Genomic DNA, 26,690 nt, shown 5'->3' on the forward strand with positions numbered 1-26,690 from the left:
ATCAGCAAGTTATCCGTATGGCACGGCTTTTGCTCTGTTTATTCCATCTTGTATACCAGATGGAATTCAACCTATGGCTTTCACCGGTTTTACCCTGAATGACTGGCGGCGTTACCATCAGCAGCAGCCGCAGGACCTGTTCGCTACCCTTTCCTCTGTGCTGGCGGAGCTGAGCCTGGAAGATAACGCCTGGCTTTATCTTGCCACTCCTTCTCAGCTGCGGGCGCAGACGGAACCGCTGCTGGCGGCCTGGCAGAAGGATCCGCAGTCGCTGCCGCTGTTCGGCGTGCCCTTTGCGGTGAAAGACAATATCGACGTGGCGGGCTGGCCGACCACCGCCGCCTGCCCTGCTTTCGCTCACGAAGCCGCAACCGATGCCGTTGCGGTCGCCAGGCTGAAGGCGGCGGGCGCCGTGGTCATCGGCAAAACCAATCTCGATCAGTTCGCTACCGGCCTGGTCGGCACGCGGTCGCCCTATGGCGCGGTGAAAAACAGCTTTAATGCGGATTACGTCAGCGGCGGCTCCAGCTCCGGTTCGGCTTCCGTGACGGCTCGTGGCCTGGTCTGCTTCGCGCTGGGCACCGATACCGCTGGCTCAGGGCGCGTCCCGGCCGGCTTTAACAATATCGTCGGCCTGAAGCCGACCAAAGGCTGGCTGTCGGCCACCGGCGTGCTGCCAGCCTGCCGCCTGAACGATACGCTTTCCGTGTTTGCGCTGACGGTGGAAGATGCTTTCCAGGTCGCGACCTGTGCGGGCGGCTATGACGCCAGCGACGCCTATTCACGCGACAATCCGGCGCTGGCGCCCGCCGCCCTGCCTGCCGCGCCGCGCCTGGCTGTTCCTTCTCATCCCACCTTTTTTGACGATGCACAGGCCGAAGCCGCCTGGGAAAAAGCGCTGGCCGCGCTGCAGGCGTGCGGCGCCACGCTGCATCCTGTCGATTTTGCGCCGTTTCACCAGCTGGCCGAACAGCTTTACTCGGGGCCCTGGGTAGCCGAACGTACCGCGGCCGTCGGCGAGATACTGCACCATCCGGAACAGATGGATGCGACCGTGTACGGCATTATCGCCAGCGGCCAGCACTACAGCGCGGTTGACGCTTATCAGGCGGAATACCTGCGCGCGGAGCTGAGCCGTCAGATCCAGCAGACGCTTGCCCAGTTTGACGCGCTGGTGGTGCCAACGTCGCCGACCATCCACACGCTGGAAGAGATGCGGCAGGAGCCGGTGCGCTATAACTCGCAGTTTGGCACCTATACCAACTTTACTAACCTGGCCGATCTCTCGGCGCTCGCCCTGCCAGGGCCATTCCGTGAGGACGGGCTGCCCGCCGGGATCACGCTGATTGCGCCCGCGTGGCACGATCGCGCGCTGGCGACCTTTGGACAGCGCTGGCAGCAGAGCCTGGCGCTCGACCTGGGCGCGACCGGAAAAGCCTGCGCCGCGCCGTCCGCTTTGCCCGCTTCGCCACACCACGTTCGTGTCGCGGTCGTTGGCGCGCACCTGACCGGAATGCCGTTGAATCATCAGTTAACCCGCCGCAATGCGGTGCTGGTGGAAGAAACCCGCACCGCCGACGCCTATCGCCTTTATGCGTTGGCCAACACCCAGCCGCCCAAGCCGGGGCTGGCGAAAGCGACCGGCGGCAAAGCCATTACCGTCGAGCTGTGGGACATTCCGTTGGCGCGCTTTGGCGAATTCGTAGCGGAAATCCCTGCGCCGCTCGGCATCGGCACGCTGACGCTGGAGGATGGTCGTCAGGTAAAAGGCTTTATTTGCGAACCGGCGGCGCTGGCCGACGCCCGGGACATCACCGAGTTTGGCGGCTGGCGCAACTGGCTGGCGCGCAAGGAGGCTTCCCATGTTTAATACCGTTCTTGTCGCCAACCGGGGCGAAATCGCCTGCCGCGCCCTGCGCACGCTGAAAAAGCTGGGCATTACCGGCGTGGCGGTCTATTCCGACGCGGATAAAAACGCGCAGCATGTCAAAGAGGCGGATATCGCCATCGCGCTGGGCGGCGAAAAAGCCGCCGACAGCTATCTGCGTATCGACAGGATCCTGGCAGCGGCGCAGCAGAGCGGCGCCCAGGCGATCTGGCCCGGCTACGGTTTTCTTTCCGAAAGCCTGCCGTTTGCGGCGGCCTGTGAAGCTGCGAACATCGTTTTCGTCGGCCCCACGGCGCAGCAAATCGGCGAATTCGGCCTCAAGCACCGCGCCCGCGAGCTGGCCGCCGAGGCTGGCGTGCCGATGACGCCGGGCACGCCGCTGCTGAACTCGCTGGCGGAAGCCTTAACCGCCGCGGACGCCATCGGCTATCCGGTGATGCTGAAAAGTACTGCGGGCGGCGGCGGCATCGGCTTAACCCGCTGCGGCGACGCACAGGCGCTACGCGACGCCTGGGAAAGCGTCCGCCGCCTGGGCGAGCAGTTCTTCAGCGATGCGGGCGTCTTTCTGGAACGCTGCATCGATCGTGCGCGCCACGTGGAAGTACAGATTTTTGGCGACGGCAAAGGCAAAGTCGTCGCCCTGGGCGAACGCGACTGCTCGCTACAGCGCCGTAATCAGAAAGTGGTGGAAGAGACGCCCGCGCCCAATCTGCCGGAAGCAACGCGTCGCGCCCTGTTGGAATCTGCTGTCCGGCTGGGCGAGCGCGTCAACTATCGCAGCGCGGGCACGGTGGAATATATCTACGACGCGCAGCGCGACGAATTCTTCTTTCTGGAAGTGAATACCCGTTTACAGGTCGAACATCCGGTCACTGAATGCGTAACCGGGCTGGATCTGGTCGAGTGCATGTTGCAGGTGGCGGCGGGCGTGGAGCCGGACTGGGCGCGTATGGCGCAGGCGCCGCAGGGCGCGGCGATTGAAGTGCGGCTCTATGCCGAAGATCCGGTGAAAAACTTTCAGCCCAGTCCGGGCGTGCTGACGGACGTCTGCTTTCCGGAAGGGGTGCGCGTGGACAGCGGCGTGACGACGGGTTCAGAAGTTTCCGCCTTTTACGATCCGATGATTGCCAAGCTGATCGTTCACGCGGAAAACCGCGAGGCGGCGCTGGCAAAAATGCGCGAGGCGCTGAATGAAACGCGGCTGCACGGCATCGCCACCAATCTCGACTATCTGCGTCAGGTTATCGCCACCGACGAGTTCCGCAGCGGCCAGGTGTGGACGCGCCAGCTGGACAGCTTTACGCCTGTGGCCCACGTCATTGAAGTGATCCAACCCGGCACCTGGAGCAGCATTCAGGATTACCCTGGCCGTCCCGGCTACTGGGACATCGGCGTGCCGCCGTCCGGCCCGATGGACGACTTCGCTTTTCGGCTGGCGAACCGCATCGTTGGCAACGCAGAAGAAGCGGCGGGCCTGGAGTTTACCCTGCAAGGCCCGACGCTGCGCTTCCACACCGACGCCGTGATCGCCTTAACCGGCGCGGATTGCCCGGCGACGCTGGACGACGCGCCGGTTGGCTACTGGCAGCCGGTGACGGTCAAAGCCGGACAGACGCTGACGCTGGGCCGCGCGCAGACGGGCTGCCGCACCTACCTGGCGGTACGCAACGGTTTTGACGTGCCGGACTATCTCGGCAGCCGTTCGACCTTTGCCCTTGGCCAGTTTGGCGGCCATGCCGGACGCACGCTGCGCGTGGCTGATATGCTGCCCGTTTCGCAGCCGCAGCTTGCCGCCTGTACCACGCCAGCGCCGGTCGGCGAGCCGCAGGCCGTTGACGCCGCGCTGATCCCCACCTACGGCGACGAATGGCGCATCGGCGTGCTCTATGGCCCGCACGGCGCGCCGGACTTTTTTACCCAGCGATCCATTGATGAGTTCTTCGCGCAGTCGTGGCAGGTTCACTACAACTCCAACCGGCTTGGCGTGCGGCTGGCTGGGCCAAAACCGGACTGGGCGCGCCCCAACGGCGGCGAAGCGGGCCTGCATCCTTCTAACGTGCACGACTGTGAATACGCTATCGGCGCGGTGAATTTTACCGGCGACTTTCCGGTGATCCTGACGCGCGATGGGCCAAGCCTCGGCGGCTTCGTCTGCCCGGTGACCATTGCGAAAGCGGAGCTGTGGAAAGTCGGTCAGGTCAAGCCGGGCGACCGCATCCGTTTCCATCCGATTAGTTTTGACGAGGCGCTGGCGCTGGAGAAAGCGCAGGAGGCGCGGATTAACACGCTACATAACATAACCACGCCCGCCTTTGCCGTGCCGTCGCTGGCGGAAACCGCGCACGGTTCGGGCACTATCCTGGCCGCGCTTGAAGCCACAACCAGCACGCCAGCCGCCGTTTATCGGCAGGCGGGCGATAACTATATTCTGCTGGAATATGGCGACAACGTGCTGGATCTGGCGCTGCGGCTGCGAGTTCATCTGCTGATGATTGCCCTGCGCGAAACCGGCCAGCCGGGCATGGAGGAGCTGTCGCCGGGCGTGCGCTCGCTGCAAATCCGCTACGACAGCCGCATCCTCAGCCAGAAACAGCTGCTGGCGCTGCTGCTGCGCGTGGAGAAAGAGCTGGGCGACGTCAGCCAGCTGCGGGTGCCTTCCCGCATCGTGCATCTGCCGCTGGCCTTTGAGGACAGCGCCACGCTGGGCGCCGTCGAACGCTACAAAGAAACGGTGCGCGCCAGCGCGCCGTGGCTGCCGAACAACGTTGATTTTATTCAACGCATCAACGGGCTACCGACGCGCGAGGCGGTGCGCCAGACGCTGTTCGACGCCAGCTACCTGATCCTGGGGCTGGGCGATGTCTATCTGGGCGCGCCCTGCGCCGTGCCGGTGGATCCGCGTCATCGCCTGCTCAGCTCCAAATATAACCCGGCCCGCACTTTTACCGCCGAAGGCACCGTCGGCATCGGCGGCATGTATATGTGCATCTACGGCATGGATTCCCCCGGCGGCTATCAGCTGGTGGGCCGTACGCTGCCGATCTGGAACAAATTCCTGAAAAACGACCAGTTTGCGGCGAATGAACCCTGGCTGCTGCGCTTCTTCGACCAGGTGCGTTTCTATCCGGTCAGCGAGACGGAGCTGGACAGGCTGCGGGAAGACTTCCGCGAAGGCCGGGGCCGCATCGCCATCGAAGAAACCTTCTTTGATTTTGCCGAACATACGCGCTTTTTACAGGAAAACGCCGCCGATATCGCCGATTTCCGCCAGCGCCAGGCCAGCGCCTTCGAAACCGAGGTCGCGCTGTGGGCGCAGGAAGAGGAAGGCGCGCCGCTGACCAGCGAGGAGACGCTGCTGCCGCAGGAAGAGGAGGATGGCCTGCTGGTCAGTGCCGATCTCAACGGCAATATCTGGAAAGTGCTGGTGCAGCCGGGCGACGAAGTGGTGGTCGGCCAGCCGCTGATCGTGGTGGAGGCGATGAAGATGGAGCTGACCGTCAACGCGCCGCAGGCGGGCCGCGTCAGGCGTATCGGCTGCCAGCCGGGTCGGCCGGTCAGGCCGGGTGACGCGCTGCTGTGGCTGGAATAAGGCGCGGCGCGATGCAGACACCAAAGCCTCGTCCCCTGCCGCTGGCGGACAAAATCTATCAGACGCTGAAAAACGATATTTTCGATTTCCGCCTGATGCCCGGCGATCGCTTCAGCGAAAACGAGATCGCCGGACGGATGGCGGTGAGCCGCACGCCGGTGCGCCAGGCGCTGTTTCGGCTGGCGCGCGAAGGCTATGTCGAGGTCGAATTCCGCAGCGGCTGGCAGGTATGCGAGTTCGACTTTATCCGTTTTGAGGAGCTGTACGATCTGCGCATCGTGCTGGAGTGCGAAGCCGTTAAGCGCCTGTGCGCGATGCCGCTGGCGCAGACCGGCGAGCGGCTGGCCGCGCTGCGGCGCTTCTGGCTGGAGGCGCCGCAGCTGGCCGACGGTAAAGCGGTGTCGCTGCATGACGAAGCGTTTCATATGGCGATAGTGGCGGCGGCGGGCAACGGCGAAATGGCCGCTATCCATGCCGAGCTGACCGAGAAAATCCGCATTATCCGCCGCCTCGATTTTACCCGTGAGGACAGGATTGCCGCGACTTATCAGGAACACGCACAGATTTTGCTGGCGGTACTTCAGCAGCAAAGCGAAGCGGCCCGGCGCATCCTGACGGCGCATATTGCCGTCAGCAAGGCCGAGGTCAGAAAAATAACGCTGCATCGGTTGCAGCAGGCCAGAACTTTACCCGATCCACTTAACTCTTGAGGTTCACCGGATGAAAAGACGTTCGTTATTAAAAGCTTTTGTGCTTTCGGCTTCGGTCATCGCGATGGGCGCGGCATGGAGCGCGCAGGCGGCGGAGACGATCAAAGTCGGCATCCTCTCGTCGCTGTCCGGCACAATGGCGATTTCCGAAACGCCGCTGAAGGACGTGGCGCTGATGACCATCGACGAAATCAATGCCAAAGGCGGCGTGCTGGGTAAAAAGCTCCAGCCGGTGGTGGTCGATCCGGCGTCCAACTGGCCGCTGTTTGCCGAAAAAGCACGCCAGCTGCTGTCGCAGGACAAAGCCGCCGTGGTCTTCGGCTGCTGGACCTCCGTTTCCCGCAAGTCGGTGCTGCCGGTATTTGAAGAGCTGAACGGCCTGCTGTTTTATCCGGTGCAGTACGAGGGCGAAGAGATGTCGCCGAACGTCTTCTACACCGGCGCGGCGCCGAACCAGCAGGCGATCCCGGCGGTGGAGTATCTGATGAGCGAAGACGGCGGCGGCGCGAAACGCTTTTTCCTGCTCGGCACCGACTATGTCTATCCCCGCACCACCAATAAAATCCTGCGCGCTTTCCTGCACGTCAAGGGCGTGAAGGACAGCGATATAGAGGAGGTCTATACGCCGTTTGGCTACAGCGATTACCAGACCATCGTCGCCAACATTAAAAAGTTCTCTGCGGGCGGAAAAACGGCGGTGATCTCCACCATCAACGGCGACTCTAACGTGCCTTTCTATAAAGAGCTGGCGAATCAGGGCATTAAAGCCACCGACGTGCCGGTAGTGGCGTTCTCGGTTGGCGAAGAGGAGCTGCGCGGCATTGATACCAAACCGCTGGTCGGCAACCTGGCCGCCTGGAACTACTTCCAGTCGGTGGACAATCCGGTCAATAAAAAGTTTGTCGCGGACTATCGCGCTTACGCCAAAGCGCACAATCTGCCGAACGCCGCGACCGCCGTCACCAACGATCCGATGGAGGCCACCTACGTAGGTATTCATATGTGGGCGCAGGCGGTCGAGAAAGCGGGAACCACCGATGTGGACAAGGTGCGGGAAGCGATGGCGAATCAAACCTTTAACGCGCCGGACGGCTTTACGCTGACCATGGATGCCACCAACCACCATCTGCACAAGCCGGTGATGATTGGCGAGATTGAAGAGAACGGCCAGTTCAACGTGGTGTGGCAGACCGACAAGCCGGTGCGCGCGCAGCCGTGGAGCCCTTATCTTCCCGGCAACGATAAAAAGTCCGATCGGCCGGTAAAAACAGCGCAGTAACCTCGTGGCCGGGATGGCAGTCGCCGCCCGGTCATCTTTTTTTCACTGAATGGGCATCGCGATGATTCTACGTCAACTGCTAACGCTCTTTATTACGCTGTGCCTGCTGCCCGCCGCCTTTGCCGGGCCGGCCTCGGATTTCGCCGCCGCCAGCCGTCCGGGCCAGGTCGCGCTGCTTCAGCAGTGGGCAGCCCAGCCGGACGCCTCGCGTCTTGCGCTGCTGACCGCGCTGCATCAGGAAAACGTGGTGCTGGACGCCAGCAAACGGCCGTTCAGCCTCGTTGACGGCAGGCTGACGCCGCTTGATGGCGATGCGCCGCCCGAGGGCAGCACCAAAAAACTCTTTATGAACAACCGGCTGCGCGTGCTGGTCGCCACCACGCTGGCCGCCCATCAGCTGGTCAGCGACAGCGCCGCCACGCGCCTGGCCGCCGCGCGCGAGCTGCAAAACGAAGCGCAGGCCGATCAGCTGCCGCTGCTGACCGGGCGCCTGGCCGCAGAACAGGACGACGACGTACGCGCCGTGCTGGCTCAGGCCGTGGCCGGATTACAGCTTGCCGACGCCGATCCTCAGATACGCCTGAAGGCCGTAAAGCTGCTGGGCGAAACCAGCGACCCGCAAACCCAGGCCGCGCTGACGCGCCTGGCGCAAAACGAGCCGGATGCGCAGGTGCGCGCCGCCGCTGCCGACAGCCTGAAGCAGATCCAACAACGTCTGCGGCTGGGCGAGCTGCTCGGCCAGGCATTCTCCGGCCTGTCGCTGGGATCGGTGCTGCTGCTGGCGGCGCTGGGCCTGGCGATCACCTATGGCCTGCTGGGCGTTATCAATATGGCCCACGGCGAAATGCTGATGCTGGGCGCCTACGCCACCTGGCTGGTGCAGACGCTGTTTCAGCGCTACGCCCCGGAGTGGCTCGCTTTCTATCCGCTGCTGGCGCTGCCGGTGGCCTTTTTCGTCACCGCCGCCATCGGCATGGCGCTGGAGCGCACCATCGTGCGCCATCTTTATGGCCGTCCGCTGGAGACGCTGCTGGCGACCTGGGGCATCAGCCTGATGCTGATCCAGCTGGTGCGCGTGCTGTTCGGCACGCAAAACCTGGAGGTCGCTAATCCGCCGTGGCTGTCCGGCGGCTGGCAGGCTTTGCCGGGGCTGGTGCTGCCTTACAACCGTATCGCGGTGATTTTGTTTGTGATCTTTGTGCTGATCCTGACCTGGCTGCTGCTGAACAAAACCCGTCTTGGGCTGAACGTGCGGGCGGTGACGCAGAACCGCGCCATGGCCGACTGCTGCGGCGTACCGACCGGACGCGTGGATATGCTGGCGTTCGGGCTGGGTTCCGGCATTGCGGGGCTGGGCGGCGTGGCGCTGTCGCAGCTGGGCAACGTCGGGCCGGAGCTGGGCCAGAGCTACATTATCGACTCTTTCCTGGTGGTGGTGACCGGCGGCGTCGGCCAGCTGGCGGGCACGGTGCTGGCCGCGTTCGGTTTAGGCATCCTCAACAAAATCCTGGAGCCGCAAATCGGCGCGGTGCTGGGGAAAATCCTGCTGCTGGCGCTGATCGTGCTGTTTATCCAGAAGCGGCCGCAGGGCCTGTTCGCCATCAAAGGAAGGGTGACTGACTGATGACGCAACCTATTACGCTGACTCTGACGCGAAAAGCGCCGCGCCTGAGCGTCGTCGCCGGTCTGCTGGTGACGGCGGCGCTGCTGATCCTGCCTTTTCTCGCGCTGCTGCCGGCGGACAATCCGCTGGCAATCTCTACCTGGACGCTGACGCTGATCGGCAAAATTCTTTGCTATGCGATCGTCGCCGTGGCGCTGGATCTGGTCTGGGGCTATGCCGGACTGCTGTCGCTCGGCCACGGGCTGTTCTTTGCGCTCGGCGGCTATGCGATGGGCATGTACCTGATGCGCCAGGCCTCGGGCGACAGCCTGCCCGCCTTTATGACCTTTCTCTCCTGGCAGAAAATGCCGTGGTTCTGGGCGGGCACGCAGCACTTTGCCTGGGCGCTCTGCCTGATCGTGCTGGTGCCGGGCCTGCTGGCGCTGATCTTCGGCTGGTTTACCTTTCGCTCGAAAATCAAAGGCGTCTACTTTTCGATTATGACCCAGGCGCTGACCTGGGCCGGGATGCTGCTGTTTTTCCGCAACGAAACCGGCTTTGGCGGCAACAACGGCTTTACCGGCTTCACTACCCTGCTCGGCTTTCCGGTCACGGCGACCGGTACCCGCATCGCCCTGTTTATCGTTACGGTGCTGCTGCTGCTGGCCACGCTCGCTATCGGCTTTGCGCTGGCGCGCAGCAAATTTGGCCGCGTGCTGACGGCGGTGCGCGATGCGGAAAACCGCCTGATATTTTGCGGCTACCATCCGCAGGGCTTTAAGCTGTTTGTCTGGACGCTTTCCGCCGTGCTGTGCGGGCTGGCAGGCGCGCTCTACGTGCCGCAGGTCGGCATTATCAATCCGGGTGAAATGTCGCCGACCAACTCTATCGAGGCGGCTATCTGGGTGGCGCTCGGCGGCCGGGGCACGCTGATCGGCCCGCTGCTCGGCGCGGGCATCGTCAACGGCGCTAAGAGCTGGTTTACCGTCGCCTTTCCCGAATACTGGCTCTTTTTTCTGGGGCTGATGTTTATCCTGGTCACGCTGTTTCTGCCGCACGGCGTGATTGGCCTGCTTCGCCGGAGGAAGCATGACTGAACCGCTTTTTACCCAGCCGCACCCTGCGGATCGCTATCGCGGACAAACCGACCCGGTCTTACAGCTGGAAAATATTACGGTGGCTTTCGACGGCTTTAAGGCGCTGACCGACCTGTCGCTACAGATTGGCGTGGGCGAGCTGCGCTGCATTATTGGCCCGAACGGCGCCGGAAAAACCACCCTGATGGACGTGATCACCGGCAAAACGCGCCCTACCAGCGGGCGAGTATTTTACGATCAGACCACCGACCTGACGATGCTGTCGCCGGTAGAGATTGCGCGGCAGGGCATTGGCCGTAAATTCCAGAAGCCCACGGTGTTTGCGGCGCTTTCCGTATTTGAAAATCTGGAAATCGCGCTCAAAGGCGACAAATCGGTGTGGGCCTGCCTGCGCGGCAAACTCAACGGCGAGCAGCAGGATCGTATTGACGATGTCCTGAAGCTGCTGCGGCTGGGCGCGGAGCGCGGGCGTCCGGCGGGCCTGCTCTCGCATGGGCAAAAGCAGTTTCTGGAGATTGGCATGCTGCTGGTGCAGGATCCGCATCTGCTGCTGCTGGACGAGCCCGCGGCGGGCATGACCGATGCGGAAACGGAGTACACCGCCGGGCTGTTTAAGGATCTGGCTGGCCGCCATTCGCTGATGGTGGTGGAGCACGATATGGGCTTTGTGGAAGCAATAGCCGACCGCGTAACGGTGCTGCATCAGGGTCAGGTGCTGGCGGAAGGCTCGCTGCGCGAGGTGCAGGCGAATGAGCAGGTTATCGACGTTTATCTGGGGCGCTGAGATGCTGAAAGTCACCGATCTGAATCAATATTATGGCGGCAGCCATATTTTACGCGGCCTCTCTTTTGAGGTACGTCCGGGCGAAATCACCTGCCTGCTGGGGCGCAACGGCGTGGGGAAAACCACGCTGCTGAAGTGTCTGATGGGCCTGCTGCCGGCCAAATCGGGCGTCATCAGCTGGCAAGAGCAGCGCATCAACGGCCGCAGACCGCATCAGCGCGTGCAGGCCGGGATGGCCTATGTGCCGCAGGGACGGGAGATTTTCCCGCGCCTGACGGTGGAAGAGAACCTGCTGATGGGGCTGTCGCGCTTTTCCGGCTCGCAGGCAAAACGGGTGCCGGAAGAGATTTATCAGCTTTTTCCGGTGCTGCGGGAAATGCGGCTGCGGCGCGGCGGCGATCTTTCCGGCGGCCAGCAGCAGCAGTTAGCCATTGGCCGCGCGCTGGCCGCCAGTCCGCAACTGCTGATCCTGGACGAGCCGACGGAAGGCATCCAGCCTTCGGTCATTAAGGAGATTGGCGCGGTGATCCGCCAACTGGCGCAGCGCGGCGATATGGCCATCCTGCTGGTGGAGCAGTTTTACGATTTTGCCGCCGAGCTTGCCGACAGCTATCTGGTGATGTCGCGCGGTGAAATTGTGCGGCGCGGCCGGGGTGAAACCATGGAAGCGGACGGCGTACGCGGGCTGGTGGCTATTTAATGGCGACGCCTGCGCTGAAAAAGGCCGCAGGCGTTGTTTATTTCCCGACAGGACTTAATATTTATCGATTAATATATTGCCATCTCAATTATATTTCTCGGAGTTTTCGCACAATTAACTTTAAACATTATTCGCAGCGATAAATATACACCCATCCCTAAAATACATTGCCATCCCAATAACCACATGCCTGTTCAATCCTGTAAAACCTTTTTTTAAATAGCGCTGTACCACCGTCTCTAAAAAAGACCAATATCTCTATTTCTCCTTATTTAACTGTTTATCAAACACTAATTATTTTTACCCCATAAAAAATTAACGGTATATTAATTAAGGTTAATTTACTCATAACGTTTCCTCCAATTTTTCATATCTTCTTTTCGTAAACTTTATATACTTAACCACCTTGTTACTGATTTATTTTTTCCAATTATCCCTCATCGGAGGTATTTGCGTGGCTACTTTTCCTTTGACTACCGTACAGCAAGCCGTCTGGCTCGATCAGCTTCTTACCCCAGAAGCACCCTGCTATAACGTGGGCGCGCTGTGGCACATCGATACAACATTTACCGAAGATCTATTGCATGACGCTATCAGGAAAGTTATGGCGCAGCATGAGGCGTTAAATATCATTCTTGAAGAAGATGAACACGGCATTAATCAGACGACCGTCCATAAAAAAGAACCCGTCCTTGAATACCACGATGTCAGTCAGGCGTCTCTGTCGTTAAATGAAGCCAAAGCATTTATTCGCCGCCAGTTTATTAAACCTTTTAAATTACATGGCGAACTGCTCTGGCGCAGCATGACGGTTAAAGTTAATGATGTCACTACGCTCTGGCTGTTCAGCACGCATCATATCATTGCCGACGGCACCTCAGTTTCGCTGTTAAGTAAAATGATTATGGCCGGTTATAAATCATTACAGGCGCAGGCGCCCTGTGCGCCCGTTCTCTCTGCGGGCTATAGCGATTTTATTATCCGCGACCAGCAATATCTCCGCTCCGAGCGCTATCAGCACGATCGGGCATATTGGATTAACCATTTTGCCGAAGCGCCCGCTTCATTGCTGGAGCGCCGTCAGGGCTTTCAGGAAAACAAAGCCTGGCCCAGCGCGCACGCGGTGCGGCGTATTACGGCGGCACGCTATCAACAGCTGAAAAACTTTGCAGAGCAGCACGGCGGCTCTGCTATGCATTTTTTTAGCGCGCTCCTCGCCTGCTGGTTCGCTCGTCAGTGGCAGACCGATTCGCTTACCCTGGGCATGCCGGTGCATAACCGCAGCGGCGCACGCTATAAGCAAACGCCCGGCATGTTTTCATCGATGATCCCGGCCAGGCTGGCTATCGACGTTAGCCAGCCTTTTGCCCCCTTGATTAAACAGGTCGCTGACGAACTGCGCCGAAGCTACCGTCACCAGCGTTTTCCCATCGCCGAGCTGAATCGCCATCTGCGTCTTAGCCAGCAGGGCCGCCGCCAGCTGTTTGACCTGAGCTTTTCGCTGGAAACGTTTCCGACCGACATCGAGCTGAACGGCCTGCCGCTCAAGGTCGAGGCGATGCGCCATCACCATGAACAAATGCCGCTGGCCGTGTATTTACGGCACTACCATCCCGGCGACGACCCGCTGCTTGAGTGCAACGTCAATCTGGCCTGGTTTAGTGAAGAAGAAGCGCAGCGTATCGCCGATCGCCTGCTGCAAATGATGACGGCAATCCTGGACGGCCCTCAGGATCTGCCCGTGGCGCAGCTGCCTTTGCTGCTGCCCGACGAGCAGAAAAATATTTTTCATCGCTGGAACGCTACGGAGCAAGCCTGGTCTTTTCCCGAAGGTATCCACCGCTATTTTGAACAGCAGGCCGCCGACCGTCCCGACGCCATCGCGCTCTGTGGCTACAGCCAGCAAACCAGCTATCAATCGCTCAACCGCCAGGCTAATCAGCTGGCCTGGCATTTACGCAGGCAGGGCGTTAAGGCGGACGACCGCGTGGCGCTTTGCGTTGAGCGCAGTCGCGAGATGGTGGTAGCGCTGCTGGCGATACTGAAAGCCGGCGGTGCCTATGTGCCGCTTGACCCCGATTACCCGCAGGAGCGCCTGGAACATATGCTTGAAGACTGCGGCGCCGTCGCGCTGCTGGTTGACGATGCCGGGGAGAAAGCCCTGCGGGGGTTGGGCTCGGTTCCCCGCCTGCATCTGCTGAACGATAAAATGCACTGGCGGGAAGCGCCAACCGGCAACCTTTCCGCTGCCTGCGACCATCCACAGCGCTCGCTGGCCTATGTTATTTATACTTCAGGCTCGACCGGTAAGCCGAAAGGCGTAATGAATGAACACCTGGCCGTTATGAACAGGCTGAAATGGATGCAGCAGGCTTATCAGCTTCGGCCGGAAGAGACGGTGTTACAAAAAACACCGTTCAGTTTTGACGTCTCGGTCTGGGAGTTTTTCTGGCCGCTGATGACAGGCGCGCGGCTGGCGCTGGCGAAACCTGGCGGTCATCGCGAGCCGGATTACCTCAGCGAGGTTATTCAGCAGTACCAGGTTACCACGCTGCATTTTGTTCCTTCCATGCTGCAACTTTTTTTACGCCACGGCGACATGGTCCAGTGCGGCAGCCTTAAACGCATCGTTTGCAGCGGTGAGGCGTTGCCGCTGGCTACCGTGCAACGCTGCCACCAGCAGCTGCCCCAGGCGGCTTTGCACAATCTTTACGGCCCGACGGAAGCCGCCGTGGATGTTTCTGCCTGGCACTGCTCGCCTGCGGATCCGCGTCCGCTAATCCCTATCGGCAAACCCATTGCCAATACTCGCCTCTATATTCTTGACGCGCAGCTGCAACCCGTTCCGCCTGGCGTCAGCGGCGAGCTGCATATTGGCGGCATTCAGGTCGCAAGAGGCTATCTCAACCGTCCTGAACTGAGCAGGGAACGGTTTATCGCCGATCCTTTCAGCGCCTGCGGTGAAGGCCGGCTGTACAAAACCGGCGACCTGGCCCGCTGGCTGGACGACGGCAGCATCGACTATCTGGGGCGCAATGATTTTCAGGTAAAAATTCACGGTTTGCGTATCGAACTGGGCGAAATTGAGCAGCAGCTTGGCCACTGCGCTGGCGTAGAAGGTGCGCTGGTGCAGGCCTGCGATGACGATCGGGGCGATAAGCGGCTGGTCGCCTGGGTAGTGGCTAAACCGGAAGCCCGGCTTGAGCAGCGGCTTCGCGAACAGCTGAAGGAAACGCTGCCCGATTATATGATCCCGTTCGCTATTGTGCGGCTGGATGCCTTCCCGCTCTCGCCCAACGGCAAGCTGGATCGTAAAACGCTGCCGCAGCCCGTTTTACAGGCACGGGAAGAGAAAACCTTTCTGCCGCCGATCGATAACGAGGAGCGTCTGCTGGCCGCGTGCTGGAGCGATCTTCTGGGCGTTTCCCGGATCGGCCGCGACGATGATTTTTTCGAGCTTGGCGGTCATTCAATTCATGCCATCCAGCTGATGATGAAGTTGAAAAACCAGGGGATCGCAATAGAGATGAAGACGCTGCTCTCGCACGCTACGCTGCGTCAACAGGCCAACGCTATTCGCAGCGGTTACCATGCCGAAACCCCGGCCGCCTCGCCGCCGCCGCTGCAAAAACTGCTTCAGCATATGAACAGGTCGCAGACAGAGTTTCGTCTGCTTCAGCCTTTGAATGTTCATACGGCCAGCCGAGAAATGTGGATGGTGCATCCCGCCATTGTCGGCTGCGAGATCTATCAGGATCTGGCGCTAAGCCTGGAAGGCAAAATGAACGTCATCGGGATTAATAACTATAACCTTTTTAATCAGCCTGCCGTGTCTGCCCTGCCCGCGCTGGCTGCTTACTATTTGCAGCATATGCTACAGCGCGGCCTGCCGCAGGATCGGCCGGTTTATCTGCTCGGCTGGTCGTTGGGCGGCATTATTGCGCTGGAAATCGCCGCGCAGCTGGAACGCGCCGGTTATCGGCATATCCACGTTTTTGTGCTGGACAGCCTTTACCAGACGGCCGTTCAGCAGCGCGTTACCCCAGGCATGCTGGGATCGCTGCTGGCGGCTATTGGCTTAGAAGGCGAAGCGGCCCGGCGCGTTATTCGCATTGAAGACACGGAGTTAAAGCTAAACGATCAGCCGCTGAGTTCAGCGCTTCGCCATACCAGGGTGACGCTGTTCAAGGCCACAAAATTTGTGAACCTGATTAATATCGATCGAAACGATGGGCGCGAAATACTGGCGATGACCGATAATGGATTAGGTCAAATTTGTCAGCATCTTAAAATCGTGCCGCTGGCAGCGGATCATCACTCTATTATCTCTTGCCATCAGGACATTATCGCGGCGCTAACCGACAACCACGCGACGAAAAGCTCTACCGCATAACCGCTGCTTTCAGGGCCGTAACCACTGGCGTTTGCGGCGCTTTACCGATGCGGGTAAGATAATCCCTCTGCCTGCATCTTTCCCTGCAACTTATTAAAATCAGAGCGATTTATACGGAAAAGCAGCGCCCGTCCCCGAACAGGAACAACCGTTTATGGAAAGCCGTAGCAGCGAGCGAGTAAAAAAACTGGCCCACGCGCTGAAGCGTACCGACAAGATCCATCTGAAAGAAGCGGCGCTGCTGCTGGGCGTTTCCGAAATGACCATTCGACGCGATCTTGGCGAGCAGCCCTCTTCCGTGGTGCTGCTTGGCGGCTATATCGTCAGCGATCCTAAAGCTACCCAGCGCCACTACTTCGTTTCCGATCAGCAGGCGCACAACGTGGAAAAGAAGCGGCGGCTGGGCCAGCTGGCGGCCACGCTAATTCAGCCCGGCGAAACGGTGTTTTTTGACTGCGGCACCACCATGCCGTGGATTATCGACGCCATTGATAACGAGCTGGAGTTTATCGCCATCTGCTGCGCGGTAAACACCTTCCTGGCGCTGAAAGAAAAACCCCGCTGTAAGGTGATCCTCAACGGCGGCGAGTTTCACGCCGACAACGCCATTTTCACGCCGCTGGGCCAGGGCTCGGTTATCGATAATCTTTGTCCCGGCAAAGCCTTTATCTCTGCGGCGGGCATTGATGCGCATCAGGGCGTGACCTGCTTCAACCTCAACGAACTGCCGATGAAGCATCAGGCCCTACAGCGCGCCAGCCAGAATATCCTGGTGGCGGACAGCAGCAAATTCGGCAAGGTGCTGCCCGCGCGCATCGGCGAGCTCTCGCTGTTCGATACCCTAATCAGCGATAAAGCGGCGCCGGAAGCGCTGGCCCGGCGGCTGGAACAGGCGGGCGTGACGCAGTACTCAGGATAATCTGCCGCCTGCGTCTGTGATTGCCGGGTGAAACCAGCTAAACTTCGCTATCTGAGTGGGCAGCGACTGCCCCGATTATTACACAGACACCAAGAGGCTCATCCTACGTGGCTCAATTCGTCTATAGCATGCATCGCGTCGGCAAAGTGGTTCCGCCGAAGCGTCATATCCTGAAAAATATTTCCCTGAGCTTTTTCCCCGGCGCAAAAATCGGCGTGCTGGGCTTAAACGGCGCGGGTAAATCTACGCTGCTGCGCATTATGGCCGGCATTGATAAAGATATCGAAGGGGAAGCTCGCCCGCAGCCCGGCATCAAGATCGGCTATCTGCCGCAGGAGCCGCAGCTCAACCTGGAGCATACCGTTCGTGAATCGGTAGAAGAGGCGCTGGCCGACGTCGTGGGCGCGCTGAAGCGTCTGGACGAAGTTTACGCGCTGTACGCGGAAGAAGACGCGGACTTCGATAAGCTGGCCGCCGAGCAGGGTCGTCTGGAAGAGATTATCCAGGCGCACGACGGCCACAATCTGAATACCCAGCTGGAACGCGCCGCCGACGCGCTGCGCCTGCCGGACTGGGATGCGAAAGTCGCTAATCTTTCCGGTGGTGAGCGTCGCCGCGTCGCGCTGTGCCGTCTGCTGCTGGAAAAGCCGGACATGCTGCTGCTGGACGAACCGACCAACCACCTGGATGCCGAATCCGTGGCCTGGCTGGAGCGCTTCCTGCATGACTTCGAAGGCACCGTGGTGGCGATTACCCACGACCGTTACTTCCTGGACAACGTCGCGGGCTGGATCCTGGAGCTGGACCGTGGCGAAGGTATTCCGTGGGAAGGCAACTACTCCTCCTGGCTGGAGCAGAAAGATGCCCGCCTGGCGCAGGAAGCCTCCAGCGAAGCGGCCCGCCGTAAATCGATCGAGAAAGAGCTGGAGTGGGTGCGTGCCGGTACCAAAGGCCGTCAGTCTAAAGGCAAAGCGCGTCTGGCCCGCTTTGAAGAGCTGAACAGCACCGACTATCAGAAGCGTAACGAAACCAACGAACTCTTTATTCCACCTGGCGCGCGCCTGGGCGATAAAGTGCTGGAAGTCAGCAACCTGCGCAAATCCTATGGCGACCGCCTGCTGATTGACGACCTGTCGTTCTCCGTGCCGAAAGGCGCCATTGTCGGCATCATCGGCCCGAACGGCGCGGGTAAATCAACGCTGTTCCGCATGATGTCCGGTCAGGAACAGCCGGATTCCGGCAGCATCGTGCTGGGCGATACCGTCAAGCTGGCCTCGGTCGATCAGTTCCGCGACAGCATGGATAACTCGAAAACCGTCTGGGAAGAAGTATCCGGCGGCCAGGACATCATGCGCATCGGCAATACCGAAATGCCAAGCCGCGCCTATGTCGGCCGCTTTAACTTTAAGGGCGTCGATCAGGGCAAACGCGTAGGCGAACTGTCCGGCGGCGAGCGCGGTCGTCTTCACCTGGCCAAGCTGTTGCAGGTCGGCGGCAATATGCTGCTGCTCGATGAGCCAACCAACGACCTGGACATCGAAACCCTGCGCGCGCTGGAAAACGCCCTGCTGGAGTTCCCTGGCTGCGCAATGGTTATCTCGCATGACCGCTGGTTCCTGGACCGTATTGCCACGCACATCCTGGACTATCAGGATGAAGGCAAGATCGAGTTCTTTGAGGGTAACTTTACCGAATACGAAGAGTACAAGAAGCGTACGCTGGGTGCGGAAGCACTGGAGCCGAAACGCATCAAGTACAAGCGTATGGCGAAGTAATCTCGCTACGCCGTGCCCGGCTGTCTGCCGGCACGGCGTGTCACCTTTTCCTGCCGTTGAAATCCCCGTAGTTCGCCTGAGCACACCGAGCCCTAACGATAAAACTCCCGGAAAATCTCCGACTCCAGCGCGAAATCGACAAAGCGCACCAGCGCGGGCGAGTTCAGCTTACGGCTGGGATAAACCAGCCACAGCTCGCTGCCCAACGCTTTCCAGTCCTGGAGCACCTCTACCAGCTTTCCTTCAGCCAGCATGTCTTTAGCCAGCATTTCCGGCAGCAGCGTAATACCCGCATCGGCCAGGGCGCATTCTCGCGCGTACAGCAGATTATTGGCGGTATGCACCGGCGGCAGCTGCCAGCGATAATACTCATCCTCTTTTCTTAACGGCCACTCGTTCCATACCTGATGGGCAATGCAGCGGTGATCCGCCAGCTGCTGAGGATGGGTAAGCGCTTCATAGCGCGCCAGATAGGCAGGTGAAGCGACCAGTAAGCGCCTGGTGTAGCCAACCCGCCTGCCGATGAGCGAAGAATCCTGCGGCTGGCCGGTACGTAGCGCAATGTCATAGCCTTCCTGCACGATATCGTGCATCCGATCCGATACTGACACCTCCAGCATGACATCCGGCCAGGCCTGCTGAAAAGCGGCGTTAAACCGCGCCAGCAGCGTGGCTCCGATCCCGGCCGGCGACGTGATACGTAAGCGTCCGCTTGGATTGTCCCGCAGGCGATCGATGGTCATGCTGGCCCTTTCGCTGGCCTGTAGCATCTCGCGGCAGTGCACCAGATAACGCTCGCCAGCAAAAGTCAGATTAAGCTGGCGGGTCGTACGGTTAATCAGGCGCAATCCCAGCGCCTGTTCAAGTTGACTGATACGTTGGCTGACGCTGGATTTCGGCAACCCTGCGCGCTTTGCTGCCCCGGTAAAACTGCCGCACTCGGCTACCATTGCAAAGAGAGCCATATCCTGCAGCTGTTTAAACATTATTGTTCACCTGAAACGAACGCTGAGTTAGTGATTGTGCGACTTATCATTAGTCTGCTTAGCTTCTACACTCAATAGCATAAATCAAAGGAGAGGTGTTATGACAATCAGAGCTATTGCCGTTAATCCAGAAAAACCGGATCAATTTATTGAAATACAAACAGATAAGCGTGGCCCTGAGGGTTACGACCTGCTGGTCGAAGTGAAAGCCGCCTCGGTGAATCCGGTGGATACCAAAGTCCATAAGGGCGCGCAGAAAAACGGCCTTAAGGAGCCGCGCATTCTGGGCTGGGACGCCAGCGGCGTGGTGCTGGAAGTCGGCAGCAAGGTCAGCAATTTTAAAGTCGGCGACGAAGTCTACTATGCGGGCGATCTCACCCGTCCGGGCAGCAACGCCACGCAGCAGCTGATCGATTCCCGCATCGTCGGCCACAAGCCCACCTCGCTAAACTGGGCCGAAGCCGCCGCGATCCCGCTGACCGCCCTGACCGCCTGGGAAGGTCTCTTTGACCGCCTGCTGATTGATAAGGCTGAAGAAGGCAAAACGCTGCTGATTGTTGGCGGCGCAGGCGGCGTAGGCTCGCTGGCTATTCCTTTCGCTAAGCTGCACAGCAAGGTCACCATCATCGCCACCGCCTCCCGTCCTGACTCGGCGCAGTGGTGTAAAGATCGCGGCGCGGATCTGGTTATCGATTATAAAGATATGCCTGCGGAACTGGAAAAACATGGCCTGAAGCAGGTCGACTATATTTTCTGCCTGAACGATACCGACGGCCACTGGGAGACGCTGGCACAGCTGATCGCGCCGCAGGGGCAAATCTGCACCATCGTGGAAAACGAAAAGCCGCTCAATATGGATCAGCTGAAGCTGAAAAGCGCCGCGCTGCACTGGGAGTTTATGTATACCCGCAGCATGTATAACACGCCGGATATCGCTCGCCAGGGTGAAATTCTGGACGCCACGGCGAAACTGCTGGACGACGGAAAAGTCACCACGTCGCTGAGCAAAACGTTGCAGGGACTGAGCGTGGAAACGCTGACGGAAGCGCACCGTCTGGTGCTGGAAGGCCATATGCGCGGTAAAGTGGTGATGGTTTATTAATCGAACTCCCGAGACGGCTCGCAATCCTTCGAAGGTAGAAACGATATAATGGCGTCGGCGCTTGAGGCTTTTTGCCTCATGTCGTTGGCAGCGATGCTGATGGAGAGTGTGGCAGAAAGAAGAAAGCCCCGAAGGTCATTTTTCAATTAACCAACGAGGCGTTCTGCATGACCAACAGCATCAGAATAGCTTCTTGCCCGCCGCAAGGCAAGGAGAAGGCAGCCATGAAAATACCGCATAACACGCTTATTCTGTGCATATTAATAGTGTGTCTCACGCTGTTACTATTCACCGGCCTGGTAAGGAAATCGCTCTGCGAGATCCGCTACAGGGACGGTAACAGGGAGGTGGCGGCGCTCATGGCTTACGAATCCGGCAAGTAGCTACCTGAAGGCGGGGGAAACCCTGCCTTTTTGGAGATGATGAAAGCTGGCGTGCCGCAAGCGCCTTTTACAGGGCCGTCGGGTAACGCTGACGGCCCTTTCCGATCTTTTTATCCGCCGCTTCTGTGAGCTGTCCCGCAGCCGCTTAGCCAGATGCCAAAATTTCCCTCGCCTTGCCCCGCCATCCTTGTGCGGCTGTACGATGCCGCCGCCTGGACGCTTTTTTATACTGAAACGGCAACAGGCAGCCGGCGCTCATAAATCTGATTACAAGCCGCTGTCTCCCTCCCTACCCGATGAGGTTTATGGCATGAAAATCAGTCACATTGAGGCGATCCGCCTCGCTATTCCTTTTGAAAGCGATCGCAGTACGCCAGAGGAGCAGACAACGGCCTGGAACGCCGCTTCGCCTGCGTTAAAGAAAATGGAAACGCTGCTGGTGCGCATTACCACGGACGATGGCCGCCAGGGCTGGGGTGAAGGCTTCGGCCATTTATGCAATCCGGTGACGCTTCAGGCGCTGGAATCGCTGGTCATCCCGCTTTTTCTGGGAAAAACGGCGCCCGCAAGCCGCGAGGCGCTGACGGCGCTGGTTAGCGAGGCGGAGCAGGCGCTGCACGCTTTTGGCCGCAGCGGGCCGGTACGCTATGCGCTGTCGGCTATCGATATCGCGCTATGGGATCTGCTGGGTCAGCATCTTGGCCAGCCTTTATGGCAGCTGCTGGGCGCGACGCGCAGCGAGATCGGCCTCTACGCCAGCCTGGTCAGCTACAACAACCAGCAGGAAGAGGTCGCTCGTCAGGTACTGCGCGCCTGGCAGGCGGGCTTTCGCACGATGAAGCTGCATGAAACCGATTACGCCGCCATTGCCGCCGCCAGAGCCGCGCTGCCGCAGGAAGCGACCCTGATGGTGGACGTAAACTGCCCGTGGACGGTAGCAGAAGCCACCGCCCGCGCTCGCCAGCTGGCGGAATTAAAGCTGGGCTGGCTGGAAGAGCCGATCTGGCCGCCGGATGATATTGCAGGCCTGGCGGCGGTACGCCGCGCGGGCACGCCGATAGCCGCCGGGGAAAATGTTTGCGGTGACTGGGGATTTGAGCCGTTTTACTCTGCGGCGGCGGTGGACGTGCTGCAGCCCAGCGTGGCAAAAGTAGGCGGCATCACGGCCATGCTGCGCGTGATAGCCCAGGCGGCCGGGCACGGCATTAAAGTGGTGCCGCACTGTTTCTACTACGGCGCAGGTTTGCTGGCGACGGCGCACCTGGTGGCCGCCTTGCCGCAGGATATCCTGCTGGAAGTGCCCTGGATCCGCTTTACGCCGCAGCTCTATCCGCAGCTCGATTTTTCCCCGACGCTTACCCTCTCCACTACGCCAGGCCTGGGTTTCTCGCCCGATCTGACCGTGCTGAAAGCTCATACCATCAGCCATATCACCTTAAGCGCGGAGGCCAGTCATGTTTAAAAACTATCGCAGCGTTGTGGCGCTGCTGCTGTTTTTCGCGGGCGTGCTCAACTATCTGGATCGCGCTGCGCTGTCGGTGATGGCGCCGCTGGTGAAAAAGGATTTGCAGATTGACGACGCGCAGATGGGCATCCTGTTCAGCTGCTTTTTTATCGGCTACTGCCTGTTCTGCTTTTTGGGCGGCTGGGGCGCCGATCGCTACGGCCCGCGCAAGGTATTTGGCTGGGCGGCGGCCGTCTGGTCGCTGTTCTGCGGCGCGACGGCGCTGGCGGGCAGCTTTACGCACCTGCTGATCGTCCGCGTGCTGTTTGGCATCGGCGAAGGGCCGATGGGCACCACCACCAATAAATCGATCTCCAACTGGTTCCCGCGCAAGGAAGTCGGCCGCGCCGTCGGCTTCACCAATGCCGGTCAGCCGCTGGGCGCCGCTATCGCCGCGCCCGTGGTAGGATTGGTCGGGCTGCACTTCGGCTGGCGCGTTTCTTTTATCGTGATTGCCGCGCTGGGCTTTGTCTGGCTGGCTTTCTGGCTGTGGCTGTTTCGCGACAGGCCGGAACACCATCCGCGCGTCAGCGAGCCGGAAAGACAGATGATCGCCGCTCAGCGCCCCGCCACTCGCGTTACCCCGACGGGCCAGGCTAAGACGCCGCTCTGGCACTACGTGCTGTCGCTGCCGGTACTGGGCGTCGCGGCAGCCTTCTTTTGCTTTAACTACATCCAGTTTTTCTTTCTGTCATGGCTGCCCAGCTACCTGACCGACTTTCAGCATCTGGATATTAAAAGCATGAGCCTGATCGGCATTCTGCCGTGGCTGGGCGCGACCATCGGCTTTATCGGCGGCGGCATGATTTCCGATGCGCTGTTCCGCCGTACCGGCAATTTTTTGCTGTCGCGCAAGCTGGTTATCTTCTTTGGGCTGGCGGTAGCCGCCGTCTGCGTGATGCTAACGGCCTGGGCCAGCAGCGTCACGCTGGCGGTTTCGCTGATTACGCTGGCCAGCGTGTTCGCCTATATGACGCCACAGGCGTGCTGGTCGCTGCTGCAGGATATCGTGCCCGCCGAGCGCATCGGTACCGCCGGCGGCTTTGTGCATCTGCTGGCGAACCTGGCGGGCATCCTGTCGCCGGGCATCACCGGGTTTCTGATCCAGTATGGCGGCGGCTATTCGTCGGCCTTTTTACTGGCCAGCGTACTGGCGCTGACCGGAATGGCGCTGCTGGGTATCTTTGTGCGTGAGCGCAGCGTCAACGCGCTGCGGGCGCTGGCTTAACGAACAAAAAGGGAGCGTGCTTCGCTCCCTTTATTTTATTCGCTCAGCCGCCGGTTGAACGCGCGCCCAGCATCTCCTGCACCAGCTCCACGCAGCGCAGAAAGCGCTCGTCGTAGCTATCCTGCTCGACGTGCACAAAATCGATATTGTTCGCCTCCAGCATGGAAACCAGCAGCGCCTGGAACTCTTTGCGATCCACCGAGCTGCCGAGGCTACGCAGCCCGTCCGCTACCCAGGGGACGTTGTTCTCGACCAGGATCACCAAATCAAAGCGGTACTCATCAATCAGCGCCTGCACAAAAGGATGCTCGCGCCCCTCATACTTCTTACAGAAGGCCTGGGTCGTCACAAAGTCGGTATCGATAAAGGCGACCTTGTTCGCATATTTCACCGCAAAATCGATGTACTGTGCCTGGCCCAGCGCGATCTTATCGTAGTCAGAATATTGCAGCGCCATCTCGTCGCCGCCCAGGTGTGAGAACACGTAGTCGCGGCCAAATTCCCAGGCGCTGGTGGTGTTAAAAATATTTGCCAGCTTGTTAACCAGCGTCGATTTACCGCTCGACTCGCCGCCCAGGATAGCCACCGTGCGCACAAAGAACGGTTTTACTTCCGTCGGAATATATTCCCAGTAGCGAAAAGGATCCTGGCGGATCTGCGCGCCGCTGATGTTCATAAAGGATCGTTTAGGATCGATCAGCACCGCCTCAATGCCCAAATGCTGCTGATACTGCGGCGCATCCGGCTCTTCGCTGGTATAAACCCGATTGGGGACAATACCGTGGTTTTCCATAAAGTCATTGATGCCCCGGCTCCAGACGTCCCAGCCGTGCGGATAAGGCTCCATACCCTCTTCGTTAAACGAATGGATACGGATATTTTTCTGGTACTTAAAAGTTTGCAGCAGCCAGCGCAGGCGATCGCTGACGGTCGGCTGCTGCGACATGGCGCTGGCCTCGAACAGCTCGCGGTCGCGCGACTCGTCGTAGCCCATAATGATATGCAGCTCGTCAACCTGGCTACAGGCGCGCTGGATCAGATAGATGTGGCCGGTATGCAGCGGATAGAATTTGCCGAACACCACGCCGATGGTTTTTTCACGGCGCGGAAACTCCAGGCCAAGATAGCGGTGCAGCGCCTCCAGCTTTTGCGCGCTGGGGCTTTTGATCTTGGCGTTGAGCAGCTGGCTGAGGTAGCCCTTGGTCATGCCGCTGGCTTCCGCCACCTGCTGCAACGTACAGCCCTGCTGGCGAATAGCCGTTTTCAGATAATCAAATGACGACACCGGGTGCCTCCTGCATAACGGGCGTACGTTCCGCCGCTTTGAAGTGCGGAGCGCGCAACACGCTCCGCTTTTAAGTTAAAGCTCGTCGAGGATCGCCAGCGCGTCGGCCAGCTTTTTCACGCCGTACACCTTCATGTTCTCCGGCGTTTTCTTCGGCACGTTGGCAATGGGCACAATGGCGCGACGGAAGCCGTGCTTGGCCGCTTCGGAAATACGCTCCTGGCCGCTCGGCACCGGACGGATTTCTCCGGCCAGCCCGACCTCGCCAAACACCACCAGATCCTGCGGTAAAGGGCGATCGCGCAGGCTGGAGACCATCGACAGCATTAACGCTAAGTCGGCGCTGGTTTCCGTGACCTTCACGCCGCCGACCACGTTGACGAAAACGTCCTGATCGGCCATTTGCAGACCGCCGTGACGATGCAGCACCGCCAGCAGGATCGCCAGACGGTTCTGCTCCAGGCCGACCGCCACGCGTCGTGGATTCCCCAGCATCGAGTGATCCACCAGCGCCTGGATCTCAACCAGCAGCGGCCGCGTGCCTTCCCACAGCACCATTACCGAACTGCCGGAGGTGACCTCGTCGCCGCGGCTGAGGAAGATGGCGGAAGGATTGCTGACTTCCCGCAGCCCCTGTTCGGTCATGGCGAACACGCCCAGCTCGTTCACCGCGCCGAAGCGGTTTTTATGGCTGCGCAGGGTGCGAAAACGCGAATCCGCATCGCCATCCAGCAGCACCGAGCAGTCGATGCAGTGTTCCAGAACCTTTGGCCCCGCCAGCGAGCCGTCTTTCGTAACGTGGCCGACCATCACGATCGCCACGCCGCGTGTTTTCGCAAAGCGGGTCAGGTAGGCGGCGGTTTCCCTGACCTGCGCCACGCTGCCGGGCGAGGACTGAATATCCGCCATATGCATCACCTGAATGGAATCGATCACCATCAGCTTCGGCTCTTCCTGCTCGGCGATCTGGCAGATCTGCTCAATGCTGGTTTCCGAAAGCATATTCAGATTGGCGGTCGGCAAACCCAGCCGGTGCGCGCGCATCGCCACCTGCTGCAGCGACTCCTCGCCGGTGACGTAGAGCGTTTTCATGTTCTCGGAAAGCTTGCAGAGCGTTTGCAGCAGCAGCGTACTTTTCCCCGCGCCGGGGCTGCCGCCGATCAGGATGGCGCTGCCCGGCACCACGCCGCCGCCCAGCACGCGATCGAACTCCTTAAAGCCGGTGCTGAAGCGCGGCAGCGCCTCCAGGCTGATTTCCGACAGTTTTTGCACACGGCTTGGGCCGGCGCTGCCCGCATAGCCGGTCAGACGTTCGTTACGCGCCACCGTTGGCGACGCCGCCAGGCGCACCTCGGTGATGGTGTTCCAGGCCTGGCAGGCGCTGCATTGCCCCTGCCAGCGTGGATAATCTGCGCCGCATTCATTACAAACAAAGGCGCGCTTTACCGCTTTGGCCAAATCTACC

General features: G+C 59.9%; 18 protein-coding genes. 15 read left to right on the forward strand and 3 right to left on the reverse strand.

The genetic code is table 11. The annotated features are described in order from the left end of the window. The first annotated feature begins 73 nt into the window (after nucleotides 1-73). The 11 genes from atzF (at nucleotide 74) to ettA (ending at nucleotide 18,737) form a co-directional block, all read left to right on the forward strand. A complete protein-coding gene (gene atzF / locus ACA373_RS14895; protein ID WP_370734736.1) occupies nucleotides 74-1,870 on the forward strand; it encodes an allophanate hydrolase in 1,797 nt (598 codons plus the stop codon). Next, entirely contained in the window at nucleotides 1,863-5,477 is a 3,615-nt protein-coding gene (gene uca / locus ACA373_RS14900) for an urea carboxylase (protein WP_370734737.1), read from the forward strand. Before atzF ends, uca begins: the two co-directional genes overlap by 8 nt. A gap of 11 nt (nucleotides 5,478-5,488) precedes the next feature. Further along, nucleotides 5,489-6,187: a GntR family transcriptional regulator gene (locus ACA373_RS14905; protein ID WP_370734738.1), complete on the forward strand. Its 699-nt coding sequence runs from the start codon at nucleotides 5,489-5,491 to the stop codon at nucleotides 6,185-6,187. A 10-nt stretch (nucleotides 6,188-6,197) separates the two neighbouring features. Then, nucleotides 6,198-7,466 carry an urea ABC transporter substrate-binding protein gene (gene urtA, locus ACA373_RS14910; RefSeq protein WP_370734739.1) on the forward strand — a complete coding sequence of 423 codons (1,269 nt, stop codon included), beginning with the start codon at nucleotides 6,198-6,200 and terminating at the stop codon, nucleotides 7,464-7,466. Between the two features lie 61 nt (nucleotides 7,467-7,527). Beyond that, nucleotides 7,528-9,090 carry an urea ABC transporter permease subunit UrtB gene (gene urtB, locus ACA373_RS14915; protein ID WP_370734740.1) on the forward strand — a complete coding sequence of 521 codons (1,563 nt, stop codon included), beginning with the start codon at nucleotides 7,528-7,530 and terminating at the stop codon, nucleotides 9,088-9,090. After that, nucleotides 9,090-10,166 carry an urea ABC transporter permease subunit UrtC gene (gene urtC / locus ACA373_RS14920; protein WP_253455415.1) on the forward strand — a complete coding sequence of 359 codons (1,077 nt, stop codon included), beginning with the start codon at nucleotides 9,090-9,092 and terminating at the stop codon, nucleotides 10,164-10,166. The genes urtB and urtC overlap by 1 nt, the downstream gene beginning before the upstream one ends. Then, on the forward strand, nucleotides 10,159-10,950 hold the full coding sequence (urtD, locus tag ACA373_RS14925) for an urea ABC transporter ATP-binding protein UrtD (protein WP_301730190.1): 792 nt from the start codon (nucleotides 10,159-10,161) through the stop codon (nucleotides 10,948-10,950). The genes urtC and urtD overlap by 8 nt, the downstream gene beginning before the upstream one ends. 1 nt (nucleotide 10,951) lies before the next feature. Beyond that, complete coding sequence (gene urtE, locus ACA373_RS14930) at nucleotides 10,952-11,650, forward strand: urea ABC transporter ATP-binding subunit UrtE (RefSeq protein WP_370734833.1); 699 nt, start codon at nucleotides 10,952-10,954, stop codon at nucleotides 11,648-11,650. Nucleotides 11,651-12,104: 454 nt separating this feature from the next. Next, nucleotides 12,105-16,043 (forward strand): amino acid adenylation domain-containing protein, encoded by a 3,939-nt coding sequence (locus ACA373_RS14935; RefSeq protein WP_370734741.1) that lies wholly within the window; start codon nucleotides 12,105-12,107, stop codon nucleotides 16,041-16,043. Between the two features lie 154 nt (nucleotides 16,044-16,197). Continuing rightward, nucleotides 16,198-16,962 carry a DNA-binding transcriptional repressor DeoR gene (gene deoR / locus ACA373_RS14940; protein WP_301252421.1) on the forward strand — a complete coding sequence of 255 codons (765 nt, stop codon included), beginning with the start codon at nucleotides 16,198-16,200 and terminating at the stop codon, nucleotides 16,960-16,962. A gap of 107 nt (nucleotides 16,963-17,069) precedes the next feature. Then, nucleotides 17,070-18,737 carry an energy-dependent translational throttle protein EttA gene (gene ettA / locus ACA373_RS14945; RefSeq protein ID WP_125290490.1) on the forward strand — a complete coding sequence of 556 codons (1,668 nt, stop codon included), beginning with the start codon at nucleotides 17,070-17,072 and terminating at the stop codon, nucleotides 18,735-18,737. 92 nt (nucleotides 18,738-18,829) lie between these two features. Here ettA and ACA373_RS14950 read toward each other — a convergent pair whose 3' ends face one another. After that, nucleotides 18,830-19,726, reverse strand: coding sequence for a LysR family transcriptional regulator (locus ACA373_RS14950; protein ID WP_253461126.1), 897 nt, complete (start codon nucleotides 19,724-19,726; stop codon nucleotides 18,830-18,832). Nucleotides 19,727-19,823: 97 nt separating this feature from the next. On the opposite strand from ACA373_RS14950, the gene ACA373_RS14955 reads away from it, so the two are divergent. The 4 genes from ACA373_RS14955 to ACA373_RS14970 all read left to right on the forward strand — a co-directional run bounded on the left by ACA373_RS14955 (nucleotide 19,824) and on the right by ACA373_RS14970 (nucleotide 23,940). Further along, nucleotides 19,824-20,825, forward strand: a complete 1,002-nt coding sequence (locus ACA373_RS14955; RefSeq protein WP_253455423.1) for a zinc-binding alcohol dehydrogenase family protein — start codon at nucleotides 19,824-19,826, stop codon at nucleotides 20,823-20,825. Nucleotides 20,826-21,049: 224 nt separating this feature from the next. Further along, nucleotides 21,050-21,208 carry a type I toxin-antitoxin system Hok family toxin gene (locus ACA373_RS14960; protein WP_253461128.1) on the forward strand — a complete coding sequence of 53 codons (159 nt, stop codon included), beginning with the start codon at nucleotides 21,050-21,052 and terminating at the stop codon, nucleotides 21,206-21,208. Nucleotides 21,209-21,518: 310 nt separating this feature from the next. Further along, nucleotides 21,519-22,670 (forward strand): mandelate racemase/muconate lactonizing enzyme family protein, encoded by a 1,152-nt coding sequence (locus tag ACA373_RS14965; protein ID WP_370734742.1) that lies wholly within the window; start codon nucleotides 21,519-21,521, stop codon nucleotides 22,668-22,670. Then, complete coding sequence (locus ACA373_RS14970) at nucleotides 22,663-23,940, forward strand: MFS transporter (RefSeq protein ID WP_301252418.1); 1,278 nt, start codon at nucleotides 22,663-22,665, stop codon at nucleotides 23,938-23,940. The genes ACA373_RS14965 and ACA373_RS14970 overlap by 8 nt, the downstream gene beginning before the upstream one ends. 43 nt (nucleotides 23,941-23,983) lie before the next feature. Here the strand turns inward: ACA373_RS14970 and nadR are convergent, their stop codons facing one another. Together nadR and radA are read right to left on the reverse strand one after the other, a co-directional pair. Then, nucleotides 23,984-25,225 (reverse strand): multifunctional transcriptional regulator/nicotinamide-nucleotide adenylyltransferase/ribosylnicotinamide kinase NadR, encoded by a 1,242-nt coding sequence (nadR, locus tag ACA373_RS14975; RefSeq protein WP_125290485.1) that lies wholly within the window; start codon nucleotides 25,223-25,225, stop codon nucleotides 23,984-23,986. 75 nt (nucleotides 25,226-25,300) lie between these two features. Further along, nucleotides 25,301-26,683, reverse strand: a complete 1,383-nt coding sequence (gene radA / locus ACA373_RS14980) for a DNA repair protein RadA (protein ID WP_253455435.1) — start codon at nucleotides 26,681-26,683, stop codon at nucleotides 25,301-25,303. Nucleotides 26,684-26,690 lie beyond the last annotated feature (7 nt).

This window comes from Erwinia sp. STN24 (genome assembly GCF_041320675.1).
In the GTDB taxonomy this organism is placed as follows: Bacteria; Pseudomonadota; Gammaproteobacteria; order Enterobacterales; family Enterobacteriaceae; genus Erwinia; species Erwinia aeris.